The sequence below is a fragment of the Sphingopyxis sp. genome, assembly GCF_035998965.1.
GTDB lineage: Bacteria > Pseudomonadota > Alphaproteobacteria > Sphingomonadales > Sphingomonadaceae > Sphingopyxis.
Genome location: NZ_DASYHE010000038.1, coordinates 1 through 24,150 on the forward strand (window position 1 = coordinate 1; position 24,150 = coordinate 24,150).

At 65.4% G+C, this 24,150-nt stretch carries 23 protein-coding genes; 11 read left to right on the plus strand and 12 right to left on the minus strand.

What is annotated here, in order from left to right; genetic code table 11:
* The first annotated feature begins 73 nt into the window (after positions 1-73).
* From VGN68_RS05335 to rbfA, 6 genes are all read left to right on the plus strand, one after another.
* A complete protein-coding gene (locus VGN68_RS05335) occupies positions 74-844 on the plus strand; it encodes a DUF448 domain-containing protein (RefSeq protein ID WP_327474612.1) in 771 nt (256 codons plus the stop codon).
* Between the two features lie 17 nt (positions 845-861).
* A complete protein-coding gene (infB, locus tag VGN68_RS05340; RefSeq protein ID WP_327474614.1) occupies positions 862-3,396 on the plus strand; it encodes a translation initiation factor IF-2 in 2,535 nt (844 codons plus the stop codon).
* A 110-nt stretch (positions 3,397-3,506) separates the two neighbouring features.
* Positions 3,507-3,758: an addiction module toxin RelE gene (locus tag VGN68_RS05345; protein ID WP_327474617.1), complete on the plus strand. Its 252-nt coding sequence runs from the start codon at positions 3,507-3,509 to the stop codon at positions 3,756-3,758.
* The gene (locus VGN68_RS05350; protein ID WP_327474619.1) at positions 3,755-4,129 is read left to right on the plus strand and encodes a helix-turn-helix transcriptional regulator; all 375 of its coding nucleotides are present in this window, start codon (positions 3,755-3,757) and stop codon (positions 4,127-4,129) included. Before VGN68_RS05345 ends, VGN68_RS05350 begins: the two co-directional genes overlap by 4 nt.
* Before the next feature lie 7 nt (positions 4,130-4,136).
* Entirely contained in the window at positions 4,137-4,694 is a 558-nt protein-coding gene (locus VGN68_RS05355) for a DUF1697 domain-containing protein (protein WP_327474621.1), read from the plus strand.
* A complete protein-coding gene (gene rbfA, locus VGN68_RS05360) occupies positions 4,691-5,089 on the plus strand; it encodes a 30S ribosome-binding factor RbfA (protein WP_327474623.1) in 399 nt (132 codons plus the stop codon). The genes VGN68_RS05355 and rbfA overlap by 4 nt, the downstream gene beginning before the upstream one ends.
* 39 nt (positions 5,090-5,128) lie before the next feature.
* On the opposite strand, the gene VGN68_RS05365 is transcribed toward rbfA, so the two are convergent.
* From VGN68_RS05365 to VGN68_RS05385, 5 genes are all read right to left on the minus strand, one after another.
* A complete protein-coding gene (locus tag VGN68_RS05365) occupies positions 5,129-6,841 on the minus strand; it encodes an ATP-binding protein (RefSeq protein WP_414713011.1) in 1,713 nt (570 codons plus the stop codon).
* Between the two features lie 61 nt (positions 6,842-6,902).
* Positions 6,903-7,673 (minus strand): TIGR02186 family protein, encoded by a 771-nt coding sequence (locus VGN68_RS05370; protein ID WP_327474625.1) that lies wholly within the window; start codon positions 7,671-7,673, stop codon positions 6,903-6,905.
* The gene (locus VGN68_RS05375; protein ID WP_088442729.1) at positions 7,670-8,578 is read right to left on the minus strand and encodes a sulfite exporter TauE/SafE family protein; all 909 of its coding nucleotides are present in this window, start codon (positions 8,576-8,578) and stop codon (positions 7,670-7,672) included. The genes VGN68_RS05370 and VGN68_RS05375 overlap by 4 nt, the downstream gene beginning before the upstream one ends.
* Positions 8,579-8,682: 104 nt before the next feature.
* A complete protein-coding gene (locus VGN68_RS05380) occupies positions 8,683-9,840 on the minus strand; it encodes a hypothetical protein (protein ID WP_327474633.1) in 1,158 nt (385 codons plus the stop codon).
* Positions 9,837-11,261, minus strand: coding sequence for a glycosyl transferase family protein (locus VGN68_RS05385; RefSeq protein WP_327474635.1), 1,425 nt, complete (start codon positions 11,259-11,261; stop codon positions 9,837-9,839). Before VGN68_RS05385 ends, VGN68_RS05380 begins: the two co-directional genes overlap by 4 nt.
* A 134-nt stretch (positions 11,262-11,395) precedes the next feature.
* Between VGN68_RS05385 and nhaA the strand changes: the two genes are divergently transcribed.
* The 3 genes from nhaA (at position 11,396) to VGN68_RS05400 (ending at position 15,049) form a co-directional block, all read left to right on the plus strand.
* Entirely contained in the window at positions 11,396-12,682 is a 1,287-nt protein-coding gene (gene nhaA, locus VGN68_RS05390; protein WP_327474637.1) for a Na+/H+ antiporter NhaA, read from the plus strand.
* The gene (locus tag VGN68_RS05395; RefSeq protein WP_327474639.1) at positions 12,679-14,034 is read left to right on the plus strand and encodes a hypothetical protein; all 1,356 of its coding nucleotides are present in this window, start codon (positions 12,679-12,681) and stop codon (positions 14,032-14,034) included. Before nhaA ends, VGN68_RS05395 begins: the two co-directional genes overlap by 4 nt.
* Before the next feature lie 250 nt (positions 14,035-14,284).
* Complete coding sequence (locus tag VGN68_RS05400) at positions 14,285-15,049, plus strand: tryptophan 2,3-dioxygenase family protein (protein WP_327474641.1); 765 nt, start codon at positions 14,285-14,287, stop codon at positions 15,047-15,049.
* Positions 15,050-15,156: 107 nt separating this feature from the next.
* On the opposite strand, the gene VGN68_RS05405 is transcribed toward VGN68_RS05400, so the two are convergent.
* From VGN68_RS05405 to VGN68_RS05415, 3 genes are read right to left on the minus strand one after another with little or no spacing between them, the layout of a single operon-like run.
* Positions 15,157-16,164 (minus strand): NAD(P)-dependent alcohol dehydrogenase, encoded by a 1,008-nt coding sequence (locus VGN68_RS05405; protein WP_327474643.1) that lies wholly within the window; start codon positions 16,162-16,164, stop codon positions 15,157-15,159.
* Between the two features lie 22 nt (positions 16,165-16,186).
* Positions 16,187-16,579 carry a hypothetical protein gene (locus VGN68_RS05410; RefSeq protein WP_327474645.1) on the minus strand — a complete coding sequence of 131 codons (393 nt, stop codon included), beginning with the start codon at positions 16,577-16,579 and terminating at the stop codon, positions 16,187-16,189.
* A gap of 4 nt (positions 16,580-16,583) precedes the next feature.
* Positions 16,584-18,323, minus strand: coding sequence for a D-aminoacylase (locus VGN68_RS05415; protein ID WP_327474647.1), 1,740 nt, complete (start codon positions 18,321-18,323; stop codon positions 16,584-16,586).
* A gap of 125 nt (positions 18,324-18,448) precedes the next feature.
* Here VGN68_RS05415 and VGN68_RS05420 point away from each other — a divergent pair, with 125 nt between their 5' ends.
* Positions 18,449-19,198, plus strand: a complete 750-nt coding sequence (locus tag VGN68_RS05420; RefSeq protein ID WP_327474649.1) for a methyltransferase — start codon at positions 18,449-18,451, stop codon at positions 19,196-19,198.
* A gap of 7 nt (positions 19,199-19,205) precedes the next feature.
* On the plus strand, positions 19,206-19,511 hold the full coding sequence (locus tag VGN68_RS05425; RefSeq protein WP_327474651.1) for an alkylphosphonate utilization protein: 306 nt from the start codon (positions 19,206-19,208) through the stop codon (positions 19,509-19,511).
* Between the two features lie 150 nt (positions 19,512-19,661).
* Here VGN68_RS05425 and VGN68_RS05430 read toward each other — a convergent pair whose 3' ends face one another.
* The 4 genes from VGN68_RS05430 to VGN68_RS05445 all read right to left on the minus strand — a co-directional run bounded on the left by VGN68_RS05430 (position 19,662) and on the right by VGN68_RS05445 (position 24,139).
* Positions 19,662-20,951: an acyl-CoA dehydrogenase family protein gene (locus tag VGN68_RS05430; protein WP_327474653.1), complete on the minus strand. Its 1,290-nt coding sequence runs from the start codon at positions 20,949-20,951 to the stop codon at positions 19,662-19,664.
* A 14-nt stretch (positions 20,952-20,965) separates the two neighbouring features.
* A complete protein-coding gene (locus VGN68_RS05435; RefSeq protein WP_327474655.1) occupies positions 20,966-22,315 on the minus strand; it encodes a phosphotransferase family protein in 1,350 nt (449 codons plus the stop codon).
* A gap of 114 nt (positions 22,316-22,429) precedes the next feature.
* Entirely contained in the window at positions 22,430-23,080 is a 651-nt protein-coding gene (locus VGN68_RS05440) for a hypothetical protein (protein ID WP_327474657.1), read from the minus strand.
* Positions 23,081-23,146: 66 nt separating this feature from the next.
* The gene (locus VGN68_RS05445) at positions 23,147-24,139 is read right to left on the minus strand and encodes a cupin-like domain-containing protein (RefSeq protein ID WP_327474659.1); all 993 of its coding nucleotides are present in this window, start codon (positions 24,137-24,139) and stop codon (positions 23,147-23,149) included.
* Positions 24,140-24,150: the final 11 nt, after the last annotated feature.

Consider the following 24,150-nt stretch of genomic DNA (forward strand, 5'->3'; position numbering starts at 1 on the left):
CGCGCCCACTGGTTCGACGACGAAGAGTCGAGCGAACCGGCGGAAACCGCACCGCAAGCCGGGGAGGCCGCTGATGCGGACCCCGCACAATGATCAGCTGAGCGAACCAGACCGCGCTGGTCGGCGCGGCCAGCATGTGCCGGAACGGCGCTGCGTCATCACCGGCGAGGTTTCGCCGGCCGAAAGGCTTGTGCGCCTGGCGCTTAGCCCCGACGGCGATATTGCGCCCGACGTACTCGGCAAGGCGCCGGGACGCGGGGCGTGGATCGGTGTCGATCGCGCCACGCTCGAAGCCGCGCAGGCGAAGGGCAAGCTGAAAGGCGGGCTGGCGCGGGCGTTGCAGGACAGCAATTTCACCATCCCCGACGATCTGGGCGCGCGGATCGAGGCGCAACTGGCGCGCGCGACGCTCGACCGGCTGGGGCTGGAATCGCGTTCGGGTACGTTGCTCAGCGGCAATGAAAAGATCGAGACCGCGGCGCGCAAGGGGCAGGTGCGCTTGCTGCTCCACGCCAGCGATGCGGGCGAGGATGGGCGCAAGAAACTGGCGCAGGCCTGGCGCGTCGGCGAAGATGCCGAAGGCTCGGGGCGCGAGGGGCTGGTCTTGCCGGTGGACCGCAGCACCCTATCTATGGCATTGGGCCGCGAGAATGCGGTGCATCTGGCGTTGACCGACGCCCGCGCTGCGGCGCGGGTGCTGGCGCATTTGAGCCGCTGGCAGTTTTTTACAGGATGGAGTAGGGACGCGGCCAACCGCGATTCCGACCCGCACGCCCCGCCGCTTGCTGGCGAGGACAAAATTGGGGCGGCGCCGACAGGCTCCGCCGCTTCGGACGCGTTTTGAAGGAATGATGAGTTTCGATGAGTGACGAACAGGACAAACCGACCCTTACCCGCAAGCCTTTGGGGCTGAAGCGGACGGTCGAGGCCGGACAGGTGCAGCAGCAATTCAGCCACGGCCGCCGCAATACGGTGGTGGTCGAGGTGAAGCGTCGCCGCGTGCTCGGTCGTCCCGGCGATCCTGCGCCCGAACCGGTGGTCGAAGAGGTCGCGGCCGCTCCGGCACCCGCGCCGGTTGCTGCGCCCGCCCCCGCGCCGAAACCCGCCGCGCCGCGCGTGAGCGAGAATGACAGCCTGATGTCGCGTCAGGAGCGTCAGGCGCAATTGCTGCGCGAGGCCGAAGAGGCGCGCATGTCGTCGCTCGAAGACAATCGCCGCCGCGAAGAGGCCGCGCGCGCCCGCGCCGCCGAAGAAGAAAAGCAGCGTGCCGAGCAGTCGGCCGCCAAGCCCGCCGAGCCGACCCCTGCACCGGCGCCGGCCGCCGCTGCCGAGCCGGTTGCCGAGGCGCCCGCCGCCGAAGCGCCAAAGGCTGAAACCGCCGCGCCGCGCGCGCCCACCAGCGCCGCACCAGCGCCGCGCCGCTTTACCCCGGTCGAAGCGCCCAAGCGCCCCGAGCCGAAGCGTCCCGAACCGAAGCCGAGCCGCGGCGGCGACGCCCGCCGCCAGTCGGGCAAGCTGACCGTCACGCGCGCGCTGAACGAAGATGAAGGCGCTCGCGCCCGCAGCCTGGCGGCGCTGAAGCGCGCCCGCGAAAAGGAAAAGCGTTCGCACACCGCATCGTCGGGTCCGCGCGAGAAGCAGGTCCGCGAAGTCGTGGTGCCCGAAAGCATCACGGTCGCCGAACTCGCGAACCGCATGGCCGAAAAGACCGGCGACCTGGTCAAGGCGCTGTTCAGGCTGGGCAGCCCGTCGGCGAGCACCGACACGATCGACCAAGACATCGCCGAACTGCTCGTCGCCGAATTCGGGCATGAGATCATTCGCGTCAGCGAGGGCGATGTCGATATTCGTCACGACGAAGACATCGACGACGCCGAACATTTGAAGCCCCGCGCGCCGGTGGTCACGATCATGGGCCATGTCGATCACGGCAAGACCAGCCTGCTCGACGCGCTGCGCGGCGCCAATGTCGTCGCGGGCGAGGCCGGCGGCATCACCCAGCATATCGGCGCCTATCAGGTGAAGACCCCCGATGGGTCGCTCGTCACCTTCCTCGATACGCCGGGCCACGAAGCCTTTACCGAGATGCGCCAGCGCGGGGCCAATGTCACCGACATCGTCATCCTGGTGGTGGCCGCCGACGACGGGCTGAAGCCGCAGTCGATCGAGGCGATTGCCCATGCCAAGGCAGCCGGCGTGCCGATCATCGTCGCGATCAACAAGGTCGACAAGGAAGGCGCCAATCCGCAGCGCGTCCGCGAACGCCTGCTCGAACATGAGCTGGTGGTCGAGGAAATGGGCGGCGACGTGCAGAATGTCGAAGTATCGGCGCTCAAGAAAACCGGCCTCGACAAGTTGCTCGACGCGATCGCGGTGCAGGCCGAAATCATGGAGCTGAAAGCCAACCCCGACCGCGCCGCCGAAGGCACGGTGATCGAGGCGAAGCTCGACAAGGGTCGCGGTCCGGTGGCGACGATCCTCGTGCGTCGTGGTACGCTGAAGGTCGGCGACATCTTTGTCTGCGGCGCCGAAAGCGGCCGCGTCCGCGCGCTGATCGACGATCAGGGCAAGCAGATCAAATCGGCGACCCCGTCGATGCCGGTCGAAGTGCTGGGTCTGGGCGGTGTCCCGATGGCGGGGGATACGCTCACCGTCGTCGAGAACGAAGCGCGCGCCCGCGAAGTCGCGACCTATCGTCAGGAACAGGCAACGCGCAAGCGCACCGTGCAGGCGCCGGTCAGCCTGGAAGGGATGTTCGAGGCGCTGGCCGACAAGACCAACGTCATCCAGTTCCCGGTGATCATCAAGGGCGATGTGCAGGGGTCGGTCGAAGCGATAGTCAACGCGCTGAACAAGCTGTCGACCGACGAGATCCGCGTTCGCGTGCTCCAGTCGGGCGCCGGGGCGATCACCGAAAGCGACGTGACGCTCGCGGCGGCGACCAAGGCGCCCATCATTGGCTTTAACGTCCGTCCGAACCCGAAGGCGCGCGACATCGCGAAGCGCGAAAATGTGCGCTTCATGTATCATGACGTGATCTATCACCTGACCGACGAAATCCGCAAGGAAATGGCGGGCGAGCTGGGTCCCGAGCGGATCGAAACCGTGGTCGGCCGTGCCGAAGTCAAGGACGTGTTCCCGGCGGGCAAGCGCGACAAGGCCGCGGGTCTGCTCGTGCTCGAAGGCATCATTCGCAAGGGGCTGCACGCACGCCTTACCCGCGACGATGTCATCGTGTCGGCGACCACCATCGCGTCGCTGCGCCGCTTCAAGGACGACGTCGCCGAAGTGCGCGCGGGTCTGGAATGCGGTGTCGTGTTGTCGGATACCAACGACATCAAGGCGGGCGACAATCTGGAAGTCTTCGAAGTCGAAATGCGCGAACGGACGCTTTGATCTGAATTTCCTCGCCGCGGGCAGCGGGAATTGAGACGATCGACGCAAGGCGTGTAAGCTCATTGCTTACACTCCTTGCGTGATTTTTTCTTTTGGTCTAACGATTGTCGATGGACGTTCGCTATTCGAAAGCCGCGCAGCAGGCGCTGGTTCGATCGAACAAGCGGCGAATCCTTTTGGACAAGATCGCGCTACTGGCGTCAGATCCTGCGGCGCTGGAAAATAATGTGACGCGACTCAAAGGGCGGACGGAGAGCCGACTGAGAGTTCAAGACTGGCGGGTCATCTTTGTCATCGAGGGCGATACATTGATGATTCGCGATATTGCGCCGCGCTCGTCGGCTTATGAGGATGAGACATGACGGTTCAATTTATTGAAATCGCAGGCCAAAAAATGGTCATTCTGCCAGAAGCCGAATATCGAAGCCTTGCCGACCAGGCTGAAGAGCGTGCGGATAGTGAGGCGGCGGAAAGGGCGGAGGCGCGGCGCCTTGACGGCGAAGAATATGTTCCGGCGTCCCTTGTCGAACGCCTGGTGGACGGCGAAGCCGGGCTGTTGGTGTGGCGCGAGTATCGCGGCCTGTCGCAGCAGGCACTGGGTGAGAAGGTCGGTCTTTCCAAGATGACGATTTCCAGTCTCGAAAGAGGAAAGCGCGATACCAGCGCCAAAAATTGGCGCGCGTTGGCCGACGCCCTCTCGGTTGATGTCGACGACATCATGCCATTCGACTGACAGCGCCGTGTCCCGCTACGTCGCCCTGTTCGGCAGCATTAATGTCGGCGGCAACCGGCTGACCATGGCCGACCTGCGCGCGGCGTTCGCGGCGGAGGGGTTTGCCGATGTCGAGACCGTCGTGGCCAGCGGCAATGTCATTTTCTCGCACCCCGCGCGGCCGACGCGCGGGCTGGAGGAAAAGCTGACTTTGATGGTCAGCGACCGGTTCGACATGCAATGCGCGGCGCTGGTGCGCGATCGGGACGAGCTGGCGGCGGCGATTGCTGACAATCCCTTTGCGGGAACCAATGAGGACAAGTTCGTCCACACGATGTTCCTCGACGGGCAGCCGACGCAGGGGCAATTTGATGCGCTGGCGGCGGACAAGTGGATCAAGCCGAACGAGCGCCTCGCGCTCGGCGACCGCGCGCTCTATATCGATTATGGCGACGGGGTGGGCGAGAGCAAATTGACCGCGCGGATGATCGAGCGGCGGCTGGAACATAAGGGTACGGCGCGCAACATGCGCTCGATTGCGCGGATTGTCGCGAAACTGGATGAATTGGAGAAGGGTGCGGCATGAAAGCGGCAGACACCAAAGGCCCCACGGTTCGCGCGCTGCGCGTCGGCGAACAGGTGCGCCATATCCTGTCCGACATCCTGGCGCGCGGCGACGTGCATGACGATCAGCTGACCAAGCATCCGGTGAGCGTCACCGAAGTGCGCATGTCATCGGACCTGCGCCACGCGACAGTGTTCGTCAAATCGCTGCTCGGCAAGGAAGAGGAAGCGGTGCTGAAGGCGCTGCGCACCAACACCGCCTGGCTGCAAAAGAGCGTCGCCGAACGAATGGCAATGAAATATGCCGCGAAGCTGAAATTCCTGTCCGACGAGAGCTTTGACGAGGCGAGCCATATCGAAAAATTGCTGCGCGACCCAAAGGTCGCGCGCGACTTGGCCACGGATACGGGTGATTAGAGCGCGATCACGCCGCAAATTTGCGGGGCGTGACGCGGCTCACCGACCCTGACTGCGCCAGCGCTTGACGACCCGCTCCAGAATTTCCGCCTCGCCGCCGGTTTCCCTCCACAGCTTCGAGAACAGCGGATCGCTCGATGCGGGCCGCTTGTCCTCCGCCAGCGTGTCGAGATAGACGCGGATCGGGATCGATACGCCTTCGCCGCACACGATGCATTCGCGGTTGCGCAGCGCCGGGATGGAATCGATGAACCCGCGCGCGCCTTCGGGCATCGCTGCTTTCACGAAATGCTGATCGCGCTCGTTGTTCAGGCGCATCGAGATGATCGTCCCGCACTGCGACAGCACGCCTTCGGCCAGATCGGACGGGCGCTGGGTAATCAGGCCCAGCGACACGCCATATTTCCGGCCTTCCTTGGCGATCCGCTCCAAGATCTTGCGCACCGCCTGCCCCTGCCCCGTATCCTTCGACGGGATGTAGCGATGCGCTTCTTCGCAAACGAGCAGGATCGGGCGCTGCGGTTCACCGCGCGACCAGATCGCATAGTCGAAGGTCAGCCGCGACAGCACCGCGACGACGACGCCGGTGATGTCCGACGGCACCCCCGACACGTCGATGATTGATATGGGACGACCATCCGACGGCAGGCGGAAAATCTTGCCCAGGAACCCCGCCATCGTGTCCGCGACCAGCATCCCCGAGAACATGAAATTATAGCGGGGATCGGCGCGCATTTCCTCGATCTTGCCCTTGATGCGCATGAACGGCGCGCTTGACGTCGCCTTGTCGAGCTTGCCCATCTCGTTGGTCAGGATGCTCAGCAGATCGGACAGCAGATAGGGAATCGGCGAATCGACCGTGATCTTGGTCATGCCTTCGGCCAGCCGGTTCTTCGTCCGCGCCTGGAGCAGACAGCGCGACAGCACGTCGCAATCGGCCTGACGGTCGCGCCCCTCGGCGGTGACGAACACTTCGCAATGTTCTTCGAAGTTCATCAGCCAATAGGGCATGGCGAGGTTGTCGACATCGAACAGCGCCCCGATGCCCTTGAACGCCGCCGAATACTCGCCGTGCGGATCGATCATCACGATATGGCCCTGCGGCGCCAAGTCGCAAATCTTGTGCAGGATCAGCGCCGCGCTCGTCGATTTACCGGTACCGGTCGACCCCAGCAGCGCGAAATGCTTGCCGAGCATCGCATCGACATACAGCGAGCCGCGAATATCCTTGGTCGGATAGACGGTGCCGATTTCGACATGCGCGCGCTCGTCGGCGGCATAAATCTGTTTGAGGTCGGCGCTGGTCGCCGCAAACACCTGGCTGCCCGGGATAGGATAGCGGGTGACGCCGCGGCGGAAATTCGAAATGCGGCCAGTGATTTTTTCTTCTTCGCCTTCGCCCAGAAAGTCGATCGTCGCGACGATCAGCCCTTCGCCGCGCTCGTGCAGTTGCTGGTCGCGGATGCTGGCGATCAGCCAGATGTTGCCGACGCGAACCTTGACCTGCGCCCCGACCTGCCCCGCCATCGCCACCGCGGCATCGCTCGACCCCGACAGCTTGCCGATCGTCGCGGCGTCGAGCAGGATGCGCGAGGCCGACCCCGAAATATCGATCACTTCGCCAATCATCAGATCGTCGCGATGATGGTTGATCACCGGCGCCACCGAAGCGGCCACGCCGCCACCGGCGAGCCGCACATGCTGCGCCGCCGTCGAATCACCGGCGGGAAATCCGCCACCCTGCATATCCATCAAAATGCCCCGCCTGAAATGGTCCCGACGGTGGGTATCGCAGGCGAGGGTAAATATAGGCTCAACGACGGCGGAAAATCGCCGATGCCGCATAACCGAGCAGCAGCGACAGCGCGACCGCGGTCAGACCATAGAGAAAGCCGTGCCGCTCGGCCGCCAGCGCGACAAAGCGTTCGAACCCCGCCTTGCGGATCTGGACATCGCGCGATGCGACCGCGAGCACGCGGCCGCGGCTGATCAAAAAGGTTTCGGCGCGATACGTGCCCACCGGCACGCGCGCGGGCACCGGAATGCGGGCGCGATACAGCACGCCTTCGGTAATTTCGACCGCCGCCGGATTTTCATAAAAAAGCCCGAGCCGACTATAAAGGTCGGTGAGGCCGGCCTCGAAGCGTTCGAGCTTGGTCGCTTCCGAAAATTCGGTCGGCGACATCGACAGATTGGCCAGCCCCAGCTCGAAAATCGCCGCGGTGCGCTCATCGACCAGCTTGTCGATCGGGCGCGACGATCCGATCGCGTAAAAACCGGGCGAGGTGCGCAAGCGAATGCTGCTGGCGTTGACCCAGATTCCGGCGACCCGCCGCTTTTCGCGCAGCACGATCGGTCGCACCGGCCCTTTCAACACGACGACGATGTCGGCGCGGTCGTCGGGCAGCCGCTGGCCGGGATAGAGGATCGCGCCGAACAGCAGCAATTCCTCGCCGGTAAAGCTGTACTGGATGTCGATCGCGCGGCTCGACACATCGGGAACGAGCCGCGGATCGGCCGCCTGCGCCGCCGCTACCGGCAACAGCGCCGCGAGCCACAGGATCAGGGCGCGAAAACCGGTCATTGCACCGAATAAATTTCGTCAGGGCGAATGAACAGCCCGACGGCCATTTGCAACGCCACCAGCAACACGATCACCGCCAGCGCCAGCCGCAGATATTCGGGCCGCGCCTTTTGCGCAAAGCGCGCCCCGAACTGCGCCCCAACGACGCTGCCCAGCAGCAGCAGCGCCGCCAGCACGATATCGACCGCGCCGGTGGTCAGCGCGTGGACCATCGTCGTCGCGATCGTCACGAACAATATCTGGAACAGCGACGTGCCGACCACGACCTGCGTCCCCATGCCGAGCAGGTACAGCATCGCCGGGACCATGATAAAGCCGCCGCCGACGCCCAGCAGCATCGTCAGCACCCCGCCGATCATCCCGAGCAGCAGCGGCGCCAGCGGCGAAATATACAGGCCCGAACGGTAGAAACGCCAGCGCAGCGGCAGATTGGCGACCATCGGATGGTGGCGCCGTTTGCGCGCCGGGGCGGGCAATCCGGCTTGCGCAGCACGAAAGCTGCCCCATGCCTCGCGCCCCATGAACGTCCCGACCGTGCCGAGCAGCGCCACATACAGGATCGAAATCACCGTATCGATCTGGCCCCAGGCGGTGAGCAGTTCGAACAATCCGGCGCCGATCAGTGATCCGAGCAAGCCGCCCGCGACCAGCACCGCCCCCATCCGCAGGTCAACGCCGTCGCGTTCGAGATGCGCCATCACCCCCGACACGCTCGCCCCGGTGACCTGCGTCGCCGCCGACGCTGCCGCGACGGTCGGCGGAATGCCATAGAAGATGAGCAGCGGCGTGGTCAAAAACCCGCCGCCGACCCCGAACATGCCCGACAGAAACCCGACCCCGCCGCCCAGCAGGACGATGACCAGCGCATTGACCGACAAATTGGCGACGGGAAGATAAAGGTCCATGGGCCTCGAAACATGCGTCCGCGGCGTAAAACTGCGCCGAGTCCCATGACCCTAGACCATTTTTCTAGAGCGGGGAATCGGCTGGACCGCTATTTTTGCGCGACCTAGAAATCGCTCGCGAGCGTCAGCGCGAGCCCGCTGGCGGGGCGCGCATCGCCCGCAATGCGCTGGCGCCAATCGAGCGCGATCCGGCCGCCTTCGCCGACTTGCGGAAGGCGCAAAGTCAAGCGCGGCCCGACATCGACGCGCGCCGCGTCCGGCTGCACCGCCCCCGCCGCCAGCGCGCCCAGCCGCAACGGTGATGTCTCGTCCGGTCCAATCCCATGGTCGATCACGACCGCGCCGTCGGCGAAGCCGTCGCGCCGCCGCGCCCCGACGACGCCCGCCTGACCATAGGCCTCTAGCCGGAACCCATGCGGCAGCGCGACGTCGCCGACGCCGCCGCTGACCATCGCGGCCAGCGCTGTCCGCCCCTCTCGGCCCACCGCCACGCGCTGTTCGATCGCGGCATCGACCGGCCAATGGGCCAAGGGTGCAAACGCCAGTCCAAAGGCCAGCTCGCGCTGGGCGGCGCGTCGCACAGCGATCGTCGCGCGGGCATAGGCGCGCACGCGGCCGGTATCGCCAAACCCATAGGCGAGCCGTAATCCCGCCTGGCTGCCGCCGAGTTGGCTTGCCGCCGCGATACCATCAGGCGCGCGCAAAGCGCCACCGCGCAGATAGAGCCAGCCACCGAGCGACCAACCCGCCATCTGGCGCCGCATCCAGAATGGCTTGCCCTGTCCGGGCGTCGCCTGTTCCGACGCCTTGACCGGGTACCAGTCGGCCCTGCTGTGCCGCACAGCCGTCCGCATAGCGCCGCCCGGTGGCGACGAGAAAAGCCGTGCGATCAGTGCCGCGCGCAGGCCGTGGCGATCTGCGCCCCCGGAATCACCGGACGACCCGCTTTCGTCATGCGCGATTGCAGCCGCGTCGAACGTGCGAGGCTGCGCGGCAACGCCCTGCGTAAAGCCCGTCAACCGGGGCGCTGGCGCCATATCGTCCGTGGAATCGTGAACAGGTGCAGCGATGCCATTGCGCCAGCCGGTCGCAGCAAAGGGCGTCGGCACGGACCACGGCGGCGTCACCGTTTCGGGCGGCGGCGGCGTCACGTCGGGGTTCCAATGCGCCGCAACTCGCAGCACGGTCCACCCGCCAACGCAGAACAGCAGAAAGCGCAGCGCCGGGGCGTCGCGCGCGATGGCAAGGCGCCGCACGCTCATCGCGCCATCACTGGTGCGGCGGCGACATCCGGCGTCATGTCGCTTTCGCGATGCTCGGTCTTGTCCCACACGACCTCGCCCGACCGCAGCATACGCCAGTAGATGACCAGCGCGCGCCGCGCCGCGAGCATCGCCATGATATTGGCGACAAAAGCACGCGGTACAGCCCACACCCCCTCGCGCCAGCCATAACAGCGCCCGGCAAACAGGCTGCGCATCGCCAGCCGCCAGACCAGCAGCATCGCGCCCAGCGCCAGCAGGATACGCATTGCGTCGCCAACGATCACCGCTTCCCAACCCAGAACGGCGCGCCCCAGCCAGCCAGCAGCAGTCAAAAACAGACCGGCATAGGCCGACAGCAATACCAGCGCAGCTAGCGGTGCCCGACGGTCGCGCCACAGCATCCAGCGGGCCAACCAGACACGATCCGACTGCGCCGCCATGACGCCGCGGCGCGATCCCGGCCAGCCCAGATGGTCCCATCCCGCCAGCGCAATCCCGGCGATCCAGCGCGCCTTTTGCCGCACCGCCGCATCGGTGCGATCGGGAAATGCCCCGCGCGACACGACCCGGTCACCCGCTGGCCCGGTTTCATCGACAAAGCGCGCGCGGAGCCCGTAAGCGCCGATCACCATGCCGATTTCATAATCTTCGGTCAGGCTGTTGCAGCGGAACGGATCGCCCCCACGCTCGATCGCCAGCAGCGCGAGCGTATGGCGCGTTAGTGCACAGCCGACCCCTGCCGAGGGCAAGGGCATCCCCAGCCGCGAGCGCACGACCATTTCCTTGCCATGCGCCTCGGCAAACTCGTCGCCATAGTGACCGCCGATCCACCGGGCGCCGCGCGCGATGATTGGAACGACGGGGATTTGTACCATCGCGGCGTCGCTCAAATGGCGTCGATACAGCGCGATCTCGCCCGGATGGACATGGTCCTCGGCATCATGAAGTACGATCGCGGCAAAGCGCATCCCCTCGGCGCGCTCATCCGCACCCAGCGCCGCCCACAGCCGGTTAAGATTGTCGCCCTTCGTCGTCGGCCCGTCGCGCTCGTTGACGACCAATCGCAAGCGGCGGTCGCCAGCAATCAGCGGCGAGATCGCAAACAGCGTCGCGGCATCATTGGGGTAACAACCGATGTAAATGCGGACATCCTCGCCTTCCCATGCGGCGAGCGAACGGCGCAGCATCGCGGCCAGGATACGATGTTCGTCCCACGCGGGAATGAAGACAGCGATGGTTCCTGTCAGTGGCGGCTTACCGGTCGCGCCCGCTTGACGCTCACCGCGCGTCCCCAACCAGAACGCATCGAACAACAGGTCGTCGAGCCCGATCAGCAAGATACCCACCGATGCGAACAGCATCAGTTCGCGGCTGGCCCCCAGCACCAGCCATCCCAGCCATGCGGTCGATAGCTCCACCCACCAGCCTCGTGCCACCGCGGCGTCATGCCACCCACAGCGACATTGCTATATCCCGAGGTGAATTTGTAAAGACGAGCGGCAGGAGCTAGGACACCGGCACCGCCCATCGAACAAAAAGGAACGACCGACCCATGAACGGCAGAAATCCGCCCCCTTCGGCCTTGCGCAACTTTCTTGCGAGCGAAAGCGCGGGCGGGATGCTGCTGATTTTCGCCGCCATTTTGGCGATGATTATCGCCAACTCGGCGCTGGGCGATGCGTATTACCATGCCATCCATGCGGAGACAGGCCCGGTACTGACCGACAAGCTCGGCCCGATGACCGTCCATCTGTGGATCAACGACGGTTTGATGGCGGTGTTTTTCCTGCTCGTCGGGCTCGAAATCAAACGTGAGTTCGTCGATGGCCGCCTTGCCAGCTGGGACCGGCGGCGCCTGCCGTTCATCGCCGCGGCGGCGGGGATGGTGGTTCCCGCTGTACTCTATCTAGGCTTTGCAGGGTCGACACCTGGGCTGGCGCAAGGCTGGGCGATTCCAGCGGCCACCGATATCGCCTTTGCAATGGGCATTCTCGCATTGCTCGGTCGGCGCGCGCCGACGTCGCTCAAGCTGTTTCTCGTCACCGTCGCGATCGTCGACGACATGGGCGCCGTGGCGATCATCGCGCTCTTCTATACCGCCGAGATCAACATGATCGCGCTCGCAGCCGCTGCCGCGATTCTGGGCGCGATGTTCGTTATGAACCGGCAGGGGGTCAAAAGCCTGCCGCTCTACCTGCTCGCCTTCCTGCTCCTTTGGTATGCGATGCTGCTTTCGGGGGTTCACGCCACCATCGCCGGGGTGTTGGCCGCGATGGCGATCCCGTTCGAGCGCACCCCCGGCGCCCCCGACAGCCGGACCTCGCCGCTCCACCGGCTCGAGCATGGGCTCCACCCATGGGTCGCCTTTGCGATCGTGCCGATCTTCGGCTTCGCCAATGCCGGGGTCGATATCGGCGGGCTGACCGCCGAACAGATTTTCGCGCCCTTGCCGCTCGGCATCGCGGCGGGGCTGTTCTTTGGCAAGCAGATCGGGATTTTCGGCAGCGTGTGGCTCGCGGTCAAGCTCGGCGTTGCAGGCAAGCTGCGCGGCGCGACTTGGCTGCAAATCTATGGCGTCGCGATGCTGTGCGGGATCGGCTTCACGATGAGCCTGTTCATCGGCGGGCTCGCCTTCCCCGGCAACGCGCTGCTGATCGAAGAGGCCAAGATCGGCGTCCTGATGGGCTCGCTCGCCGCCGCTCTGCTGGGCTTTGCCGTCCTTCGCTTTGCGCCGCTCCATCCGGATCATGATGCGGTCGAGCGCGAAACCGATGCCGAGATTGCTGCCGACGGCGATGTCGAGGACACCTCCGAAGACGAGGAGCCGGTAGGCGCATGATGCTCCGGTCGATAACCTTGGCGTTGGTCGTCGCCACCATTCTCTCGGGCTGCGCGACGAGCCAGACCGCACCCCGGTCCGGCGCGACCGACGTCGCCGCGATCGACGTGCGCCGCGCCCCTGCTTCGGCGCAGGTGCTGAACGACATCGCGGCGACCTACCTAAAACTGACGCTCGAGATCGGTACCCATGAAAACGGTTATATCGACGCCTATTACGGCCCGCCCGAGCTGAAAGCCGCAGCCGAGGCCACACCGCGCGACAAACCCGCGCTGCTCGCCGCGACGCGCGACCTGACCGCGCGGCTTGACGCGACCGCGCGCCGCCTGTCCGACCCGCTCGACCGCCGCCGCGCCGCCTTCCTGCGCGCGCAGCTGCGCGCCGCCGAAACGCGGCTGATGATGATGGAGGGCACGCGCTTCGCCTTCGCCGACGAAGCCGAGCGGCTGTTCGGCGTCCGTCCGCAGCTCAAACCCCTCGCGGACTATGACCGGCACCTCGCCGCGGTCGAGGCGCTCGTCCCGGGCGAAGGCCCGCTGGCCGACCGCGTCGAAGCCTATCTCGACGCCTTCACCATCCCCAAGGACCGCCTGCAAAAGGTCTTCGACGTCGCCATCGCGCGCTGCCGCGGCCGCAGCCTGGCGCATATCCCGATGCCCGAAGGCGAGAGCTTCCGGCTCGAATTCGTCACCGGCAAAAGCTGGAGCGGCTATAATTATTATCAGGGCGCCTATCACAGCCTGATCCAGGTTAACACCGACCTGCCGATCCGCCTGTCGAGGGCGATCGACCTCGGCTGTCACGAGGGCTATCCGGGCCACCACCTCCTCAACATGAAGCTGGAGGAGAAACTGGTCAAAGAGCGCGGCTGGAGCGAATTCAGCGTCTATCCACTGTACAGCCCGCAAAGCCTGATCGCCGAGGGGACCGCCAATTACGGCATCGATCTCGCCTTCCCCGGAGCGAGCAAGGCCGAGACCGAGCGCGACGTGCTGATGCCGCTCGCCGAAATCGCCGTGCCGTCGGACGACCGCTACTGGCAGCTACTCGCCGCGACGAAGGCGCTGGGCGGCGCGCGGCTGACGATCGCGCAGCAATATCTGGATGGCGTCATCGACCGGCCCACCGCGGTCGCGCTGACCCAGAAATATCTGCTGGTGTCGCAAAAACGCGCCGAACAATCGGTCAGCTTCACCGACCAGTATCGCAGCTATGTGATCAACTACGGCCTCGGCGAGGCGATGGTCCGCACCCATGTCGAGCGCGGTCGGCCGAGCCGCGACGAGATGTGGCGCCGGATGGCCAGGCTGGTCAGCGAACCGACGCTGCCCGCGGACCTGCTGACCAAATGAAGCGCGCCGCGCTATTGCTATGGCTCGGCCAATCGGGATCGCCGCGGCGCCCGCCCGCGGGGGTGTATCCGCGGGGTTGAGGGACAGACCAAAGCCCCTCCCCTTCATGGGAGGGGTTGGGGTGGGGTCTGTCGGCGTAGCGTAAGCCCGATAAACCCCACCCGCTGCGACTAGGAAACAAGTTTCAAAGTCTCGCTGCCCTCCCCTGAAGGGGAGGGATACAGTGCATCCAATCTGCAAGGGAAATCCCATGCTCGACAAAACCGACATTCACACCCGCCTCGAAGCCCCCGTCCTCAAGGACTATGGCGTTTACCTCGCGGTCGACCGCCTGCTCGCCTGCCAGAAACCGCTCGCCACCCTCGTCACCCCCGACGAGCTGCAATTCCAGATCGTCCACCAGGTCGAGGAATTGTGGATGAAGCTCGCCGCCTTCACCCTCGCCGAAATCGACCAGCATTTGCGCGACGGTCAGTTCATGCGCGCCATCACCCTGTTCGGCCGCGTCCATATGCTGCTCAGGATGATGACCGACCAGCTGGCGCTGATCGAAACGATGAGCCCCTATGACTATCAGGCGATCCGGCTCCAGCTCGGCAACGGATCGGGGCAGGAAAGCCCGGGTTTCCAGATGCTGCTGACCTTGCCCGCGGGACTATGGGACACCTATCGCACCCTGTATCTGGACCCGCAAAAGCGGACGCTGACCGACATCTACGACACCGGCTATGCCCATGACGAAGCCTATATGGTCGCCGAGGCGCTGATCGAATTCGACGAGCTGTTCCAGAAATTTCGCGCCCACCACATCTACCTCGTCCACCGCTCGATCGGCATGGGATCGAAAGCGATCAGCGGCCGCGCAGTGGACCTGCTCGACGCCGGCGCGCGCCACCGCTTCTTCCCCGAACTCTGGGCGATCCGCGCCCAGATGACCGACCGCTGGGGCGCCGCATATGGCGTCAAGCGCGACAGCATCCGGCACGGCGACGCGGGGCATGGCAGCGGGGTTTAGCTAATCCCCATCATTGCGACCCCGGCGAAAGCCGGGGGAAGCAATCCAAGGTAGAGTAAACCGCTCTGGATTGCTTCGCTGCGCTCGCAATGACGAGCCTTCTAGCCTCAAATATCCACCACAATCTTCCCGAAATGCCCATTCGCCGCCTGATGCCGGAACGCATCGGCGAGGCGGTCGAGCGGGAAGTGGTCGCTGATGATCGGGCGGATGCCGTTCGCTTCGATCCCCGCAATCATGTCGAGCTGTTGCTGGCGGCTGCCCACCGTCAGCCCCTGCACGCGCAAATTCTTGGCCATCAGCAGGCCGGTCTGCACCGGTCCGGCAAAACCCGCGAGCACGCCGATCAGTGCGACATGACCGCCGACCCGCGTTGCCATCATCGACTGGTCGAGCGTGCCTGCGCCGCCGATTTCGACGACGGTGTCGACCCCGCGCCCGCCGGTCAGTTCGAGCGCCTTTGCGCCCCACGCAGAAACCTCCTTGTAATTGATCAGCTCATCGGCGCCGAGCGCTTTCAGCCGTTCGAGTTTCGCGTCGGACGAGCTGGTCGCGATCACCCGCGCGCCCGCGGCCTTGGCGAATTGCAGCGCGAACACCGACACCCCGCCGCTGCCCTGTACGAGCACGGTTGATCCGGGCTGAGTCACCCCGTCGACAAACAAAGCGCGCCATGCGGTGAGGCCGGCGCAGGTCAGCGTCGCGGCCTCGGCGGCATTGTACCCCTGCGGGACGCGCGTAAACCAATGCTGCGGCGTCACCACCACTTCGCGCGCATAACCGTCGATGCCGTCGCCCGGCACGCCGCGGAACGCCGTCGCGGGCGGGGCGCCGTCGATCCAGTCGGGGAAGAAGATCGACACCACGATGTCGCCGGGTTTGAACTGCGTGACCCCCTCGCCCACCGCCTCGACCGTCCCGGCGCCGTCGGACATCGGGATGCGTCCGTCCGCAGCGGGGAGTATCCCTGTCACGACCGCATAATCGTGGAAGTTGAGCGACGACGCGGTCAGTCGCACCCGGATTTCGCCCGGCCCCGGATCGCCGGGGTCGGCGAGTTCGACCAGCATTAGATTGTCGAGCGCGGCGGGGGCGCGCAATTGCATGGCTTTCATGGGGACATCCTTGGGTTATGGTTCAGGCGGCGGAGAGCGCGCCCGATTTCCAGAGCAGAAAGGGATAGGTAGCGACGATCGCGATGAAGCTGGCCGAAATGCCCCACGGCACATCGCCGCTGCGCCCCGCCGCGACGAGCGGCGCGACAAAGACGAGCAGCCACAAGCTCTTGTAGATGATCTGAACGACCAGCAGCGGCGCGAACAGCTTTGGCATCGCGAGCCCCGCGATGCTGCACGCGAGGATCGCAAACCACAGGCTGCCGACGAGCAGGCGCAGCCCCGCCGATTCCTCGACCTTACCTTCAAACACGCTCGCGACCCCGCCGCCGAGGAACATGCCCCAGCAGACGGGCACAAGGATCAGGACGTTTGCGGCATAGGCAATGCGGAGCAGCCCGGCGCCGTCGAACATCGGCCTATTCCGCCGCCATCGCCATTTCGACGCGCTGCGGGCCGCGGATCACGCCGCCGGGGGTTGGCCCCTGCATCGCACCGTCACGGAAGGTCACCTCGCCCGACTTGATCGTCGCGACATAGCCGTCGGCCTTTTGCAGCAGGCGCTTGCCGCCCGCAGGCAGGTCGAAGGCGAGCCAGGGCTTGCCGAGTTTCAGCCGCTCCATATCGATGACATTGAGGTCGGCGAGATAGCCTGGCGCGAGCACGCCGCGGTCCTCAAGCCCATAGAGCAAGGCGGTATCGCGGCACTGGCGCTTCACCGCATGTTCGAGCGCGATGCGCTTGCCCGCCCGGTCGCGCACCCAATGCTGCAGCATGAAGGTCGGCGAGGCGGCGTCGCAGATCGTCCCGCAATGCGCGCCGCCGTCCGACAGGCTGTTCACCGTGTCGTCGGCATGCTGCAAATCCTCAAGGAAATTGAGGTTGCCGTCGCGGTAGTTGAGGATGGGGAAGTAGATGAAGCCCTTGCCATCATCCTTCATCAGCAGGTCATAGGCATATTCGCCCGGCGAAACCCCCGCCGCGGTGGCGCGCGCCATGATGCTTTCGTCCATCTTCGGTTCGTAATTAAAATCGGGGTCCATTTCGAACTGCACCGGCCAGCCGAGCGCGACGATTTTCAGGAAATCGATGATGTCGCTTTCGGGCCAGACATTCTCCTCGGCGATCATCCGCGCCTTGAATTCGGGATCCTTCAGCTTGGCGAGCTGCGCCTCCCACGGCAGGTCGATGATCTCGTTCCACGCCGGCTTGAAGCGGAACGGATGCACCGTCCCCTGCCACGCCATGATGATGCCGTTGCCCCGCAGCGCGATCTGCGCGACGATGTTGGCGCCGGTCGCATTCTGGCGGCGCATTTCCTCGATCTGTTCTTCGAGCGGCAGTTCCTTGGCGATTGATTGCAGCGCGGCGAAGGTCACCGGCAGCCCGGTTTCACGGCTGAGATCACCCATCCACTGAAATTCGTTCCACTCGCGCTTCAGGTCGCTTGCCATTTCGAACACGCCGTATCCGACGCGCCCCATCGCGCGGCCGATTGCGATCAGTTCTTCGGCGGTCGCCGTGGTACCAGGGACGAGCTCGCCGTCGATCGATTTGTGCAGCACGGTGCGGCTGGTCGAGAAACCGAGCGCGCCGGCGCGGATGCCTTCCTCGACGATCCGCGACATCTCGGCGATGTCCTGTTCGGTCGGGATCGCGCCGGGTTTCTCGCGGTCGCCGAGCACATAGGCGCGCACCGCGCCGTGCGGGACATGGCAGGCGACGTCGACAGTACGCGGCAATTTCTCCAGCGCGTCCATATATTCGGGGAAGGTCTCCCAGTCCCAGCTCATACCCTCGGCCAGCGCAGTGCCGGGGATATCCTCGACCCCCTCCATCAGCGAGATCAGCCATTCGTGGCGGTCGGGTTTGGCGGGGGCAAAGCCGACGCCGCAATTGCCCATGACGACGGTAGTGACGCCGTGCCAGCTCGACGGCGCCATTTCGGCGTCCCAGGTCGCCTGCCCATCATAATGGGTGTGGACGTCGACGAAGCCCGGGGTGACGATCTTGCCGCTGGCGTCGATTTCCTTGGCGCCAGCGCCAAGATTTTCGCCCACCGCGACGATCCGGTCGCCATCGACCGCGACGTCCGCGACAAAGGGCGCGCCGCCCGTACCATCGACGACGGTGCCGCCGCGTATCACCAGATCAAACATCCCGACTCTCCCGATCTTTTTAGTTTCACGAAGAAACCTATCATCAAAATCGCGAGATGCAAATAAACGGGCGAAGCCGCTGCGATGCTGTTATACCGATGCGATACACCACGGGAGTCGATGCCATGATCCGTCCGCTTACCCTCGCCCTGCTGCTCGCCCTGTCGGCGACCCCGCTCGCTGCCAAAGAGGCCGCGGCGACCGACTATGCCGCCGCGCTCGCCGATCCGGCGCGCCCTTCCGCCGATCGTGAACGCGACGCGGCGCGCAAACCCGCCGAGCTGCTCGCCTTCGCGCAGATCGCGCCGGGCGAACAGGTCGGCGATTTTGTGATGGGCGGGGGTTATGTCACCCGCCTGCTCGCCGCTGCCGTCGGCCCGGCGGGCAAGGTCCACGCCTTCCAGCCCGCCGAGTTCATTGCCTTCAGGGCGCAATATGGCACCGATCAGGCCGCGGTCGATGCCGCTTATGCCAATGTCGATGCCGTCGCGGGTCCGTTCGCGGCGCCCGCCTTTGCCGCGCCGCTCGACACGATCATCACGGTGCAGAATTTCCACGACCTCTATCTTAAGCCCTTTCCCGAAGGCACCGGCGACAAGGCGAGCGCAGCGCTGTTTGCGGCGCTCAAGCCCGGCGGAACGCTGGTGATCGTCGATCATAGCGCCGCCGACGGCACCGGCACGACGCTGGCCGACAGCTTGCACCGTATCGACAAGGCGGCGGTGGTCGCGGCGCTGACCAAGGCCGGGTTCACGCTGGAGGCCGAAAGCGATCTCTATCAACGCGCCGACGACCCGCGCACGACGAACGTCTTCGACCCCGCAATCCGCGGCAAGACCGACCAGTTCACCCTGCGCTTCCGCAAACCGAGTTAGGATCAGCATGGCCGACGATGATTATGTCTATGACGAGGCGAGCGGCGAATGGATGGCGGCGGGCGACATCGCCGCGCGCGACCCCGCCGATGCCGCGGGACCCGAAGTGCGCGACGCCGTCGGCAATTTGCTGGCCGACGGCGACTCGGTGGTGCTGGTCAAGGATCTGACCGTCAAGGGCGCGGGGCAGACGTTGAAGGTCGGCACGGTGATCAAGTCGATCCGCCTGACCGGCGACGCGCAGGAAATCGATTGCCGCCATGAGGGGATCAAGGGGCTGGTACTGCGGGCGGAGTTTGTAAGGAAGCGGTGAGGCGAAACAATCCTCCCTGTCGCGAAGCGATGGGGAGGTGGCAGCCCGGCGGGCTGACGGAGGGGCAATAACGCTACTGTCGCGGCCCCTCCACCATTCGCTTCGCGAACGGTCCCCCTCCCCATGGCTTCGCCACAGGGAGGATTTCCCTTACCCCAACGTCCCCCGCCTTGGCCCCAGATACCCGAACAGATACGCCCCCACCTTCCGCATCTGGATCTCCTCCGCCCCCTCAGTGATGCGGTACCGGCGGTGGTGGCGATAGATATGCTCGAACGGCTTGTGCCGCGAATAGCCAATGCCGCCATGCACCTGCATCGCGCGGTCGGCGGCTTCGCAGCACAGCCGGTTCGCCCAGTAATTGCACATGCTGACCTTGTCCGACAGCGTGTGCTCGATCTCCTTGTGCGGGGTGTTGTCCATGTCCCACGCGGTCTTGCGGATCAGCAGCCGCAGCATTTCGGCCTGCGTCGCCAGCTCGACGAGCGGAAACTGAATCGCCTGATTGCGCGCCAGCGCCTCGCCGAATGGCTTGCGCTGTCGCGCATATTTCACCGACTCTTCGATACAGAATACCGCCGCGCCCAGCGATGATGCCGCCTGCCGGATGCGGTTCTGGTGGACAAAGCTCTGCGCGATCGACAGCCCGCCGCCGACCGGGCCCAGGCGCGCGCTGTCGGGCACCCACACATTGTCGAAGGTCATCCGCGGATGGTCGGTCGGCATGTTGAAGGTCCACATATATTCGTCGACCGTCATCCCCGGCGTGCCGGTGGGCACCAGCAGGCAGGTGATCCCTTTGGCATCGCCATCCTTGCCATCGGTGCGGCAAAAGGTCGCGCAGTGGGTCGCGACGTGCATCCCCGTGATCCACATCTTGCGCCCGTCGATCCGCCAGCCGTCGACGCCATCGCGGGTTTCACGGACGGCGCGCGTCTCCATATGCGTCGCGTCCGATCCATGATCGGGTTCGGTCAGCCCGAAGGCAGTGCGGCGCTTGCCCTCGAACCCGCCGAGGATGAATTCCTGCTTCTGCTCCTCGCTCGTCGCGAACTGCTCGAACATCTCGACGAAGGGGAAATTGCCGACGATGCTATGTTCGTTCTGCAGATCGTTGTGGAGGCCGAGACCCTTGGCGGCAAAATGCTCGCGGATCACCGCCATCCACAGGTTCGAGCCGTCCTTGCCGCCATATTTTTTTGGCGCCGAGAACCGCCAATGTCCCGCGGCATCGGCCTTGCGCGTCGCGGCGCGGAGAAGCTCTTCCCACTCGTGACGCGGCAGCCCCTGATTGTCCCAGTCGGTGCGCGCATGTTCGCGGCGATGGTCGAAAAAGCGGATATTGTCGTCGGCGTCCTCCAGCGGCTTGATCTCGGCCTCGATAAACGCATCGAGCTCGTCCAGATACGCCTGCAAGTCGGCGGGCATCGCAAAATCCATGTCTCTCTCCCTGATTATTCTTGTGCGCCCCAGCTTTCGCGCGCGCGGGCGAGCGCGGTATATTTAGGGCTGTCGACGGCGCATTTATCCAGCACCGCGCGGCGTAGTTTCGCGAGCAGGCCGGGCTGAGCGAGGGTGGTTGCGCCGCTGAGCAAGGCATCGGCCAACGCCCGGTCCTCGGCGCGCACCCCCGCGTTGAGATCGCGCATCACGATCCCGAGCGCATTCATCACCACCGCGACCTGAAACTTCCCATGCCCCTCGGCGCCGGGCTTGATCTCCTCGGCCAGCCAGTCGCGCACCGCCTGCACCATCTCGCGGTTGGTCGGCTCGCCGGTCGACGGGAGAGCATCAGGCGGCGGCGAAGGCAGCGCGCGGTCGCGTTCGTCCGCGGGCGCTTCCGCCTCCAGCAGCAACAGCAAGTCAAGCTCCTGCTCAGCAGTTCGCCGCCCGATGACGACGCGCTCGACCGTCGGATCGGCGCCGCTGCGCCACGCCTGCCCCATCTGCAAACAGCCGAGCGCCCACCACAGGGTGCGATAGACGAGCCAGAAGTGGAAGCGGTCGCGGTCGACCTTTACCCCGCCCGCAGCTTCATAGGCCGCGAAATACTGCTCTAGGCTGCCCACCCCGAACGCCGGTTGATCGATCCGCCCGAACCGCCACACGGTCATGCACCCGAACGCCAGATCCTCATGCGCGTCGCCGCGATGCGCGAGCTCCCAGTCGAGCACGACGGCCAGCCGCCCGCTCTCCTTGGCGACATCGACCATGATATTGCCCATCCGGTAATCGCCATGGACGAGCACGGGGTCGGCAGGCGTGGGCAGATGATCCTCGCACCATTTGATCGCCAGCGCGATTACCGGCCGGTCGCCGCCATAATCGAGGAAGCGCTCCTTCAGCTCGGCGAGCGCCGCCGCGGTGTCCATCAGCGGGATCGCGGCGGGAATGGTTTCGGCAGGAATCGCATGAATACGCGCCAGTTCGCGCCCCAGATCGGTCAGCAGCGACGGCGGCGGATCGGCCAATATCTTCGCCGGGTTTACCTCGGCGATCACCCGCCGCATCACATAGCCGGTGCCCATGCCGTCGCTGTCCGTCAGCACCCCGACCACCTCGGGCGCCTTTACCCCCGCGCCATGCGCCGCAATCACCAGCGCCGCCTCGTCGGCATGGCCATAGGGCCGCCCCGCCATATAATCCGCCGACGGCGCGCGGCGCAGGACATAAGCGCCGCCCGCCCAATCAAACGCCCAGCTTTCCATATTGGCGCCGCCCGACAGGCGCGTCAGACCGGTCAATGCACCGGGCCCCACCATGCGGGTCATCAAGCCGGACAGGGCGTGACTCAGGCTGTTCATCGGCGGATGATGCTTGCAGTTTACGTAAACGGCAAGCGAACATTTGCCTGTGCCGCCGGAGCGAGGCGCCACCGAGAACGCGCGTGGGGGCGACCGGATGGGGCCGCGCTACCTCTAGCGCCGCAGGCTCCCGATGCGTCGGTCGTACCATTTGCCTGCGAAATGGAGCGCCCAGGCGAGCGGCCCGGTCAACAAAATCCAGCCCCACCAATCGATCCGTTCGATCAGGCTTTCATCGAGATGCGAAAAGAAGGCGAGCGCGATGATTGGTACGGTCGCAGCAATCGATGCCGTCTGGAACCAGTTATGCCCGCTGCCCAGCCGCGCCGGGTCGATCGGCAGCGGGGCGCGCGCGGCGACCGCCGCCTCGATGCCGTCGCGGCGCGCGCGCCATCCCGCGACATAGTCCCAGATTTCGATGCCGATCATGCCGACCTCGACGATGAACGCCGCCAGCCCGATCGCGGGCGCATGGTATCGCGGCGCAATCGCCAGCTGGTCGAGCAGCCAGCCGCCGCCGAACACGATGATCAGCAGAGCGACGATCGCCCACGCGGCCTGCGCCGGGATCGAAGCGATCATCGCATCGACATGCGCCTCGACCTCGCCGCGCCAGCGCGCCACCTCATCGGGCTTCACCCCCCGCGCCCGTCCGTCACGGCCGCGATAGGCTGGCCCCATGGCGGTGTCGACGAACCAGCGGTCGAAACGCCGCAGTTCGGTGTCGCGCATCTGCCGCTGCTGATAATCGCTGATCAGGGCCATCGGTGCCCTATCGCGAATAGAGCTTACGATCCGGCTAACCGACCAACTGCATGACGCGCCGCGCGATCACAAAGCGCCATAGGATGCATAATCCTCGACATGCACATTGGGCCGGCGAAAACTTGTGAAACTCATGCTCGCCGACAGGTCGAGTGCTTCGACCTGATGCCACCAGCCGACCGGCAGGAAAATCGCTTCGCCGGGGGCGATGATCGTTTCCAGCACCGGCGGCGTGGCGGCATCGCCGGGTCCGGCGGGCAGCGCGGCATTGCCCCAATCCGAGAAGCAATGGCGACTGTTCTTCATCCGGTCGAACGCCCACGGCGGCGCCATCCGCACCCGCTTGCGGCCGATCACCTGGACCAGCAGATTGTTGGTCAGATCATGGTGCCAAGGGGTCAGCGTCCCCCTCGGCCCCAGCCAGAAAAAACCGTCGCTCGTGCGCGCCGGGTCGAGCAGGTCGATCGGCGCCATATCACCCCACAGTGGGGCGAGCGCCGCGGCGTTGGTGCCGCTGTTGTATGCGGTAAGGTAGATGTCGTTGCTTGGCTCGTCCTGGCGCAGCCAGTCGATCAGTTCGGCGAATCGAACGAGGCGGCGGTGATCATCCTTGGCAAGCTCATAATCCGGGTCCCGCTCGCGCTCGACCTGCGCCTCGACAACGGCATCGCCCGCAACCGCCGCGAAATGATCGAGCGACCAGCGGGTGAGCGCCGGCCAGTGATCGATCAGCCCGACCAGCTTCGCGGGCCGGTTCGCTTCGTAATAGTGACGATAGAAATGGTCGGCGTCGGGCGCAGCGAGCGTGTCGAGCGCAAATCCGCCCTCCGCCTCGAACGCCAGTCGCTGCTGGTTGGCGAACAACCAGCGCTGCTTGGCCATCCGCGCCGCCTGTGCGCGGAGTTCGGCCGCCATCGGATCCTTGGCGAGCCGGTCGACCTCATATTTCGCCGCCGCCGCCGAAACGCCCGCCGCGACCAGCCGCGCGTGCAGCGCCGCGTCATCATCACCGGCCGCCAGGCCTTCCGCCAGCAGGGCGCGTTTGTCGGACTGGGGCATGATCGACTCCT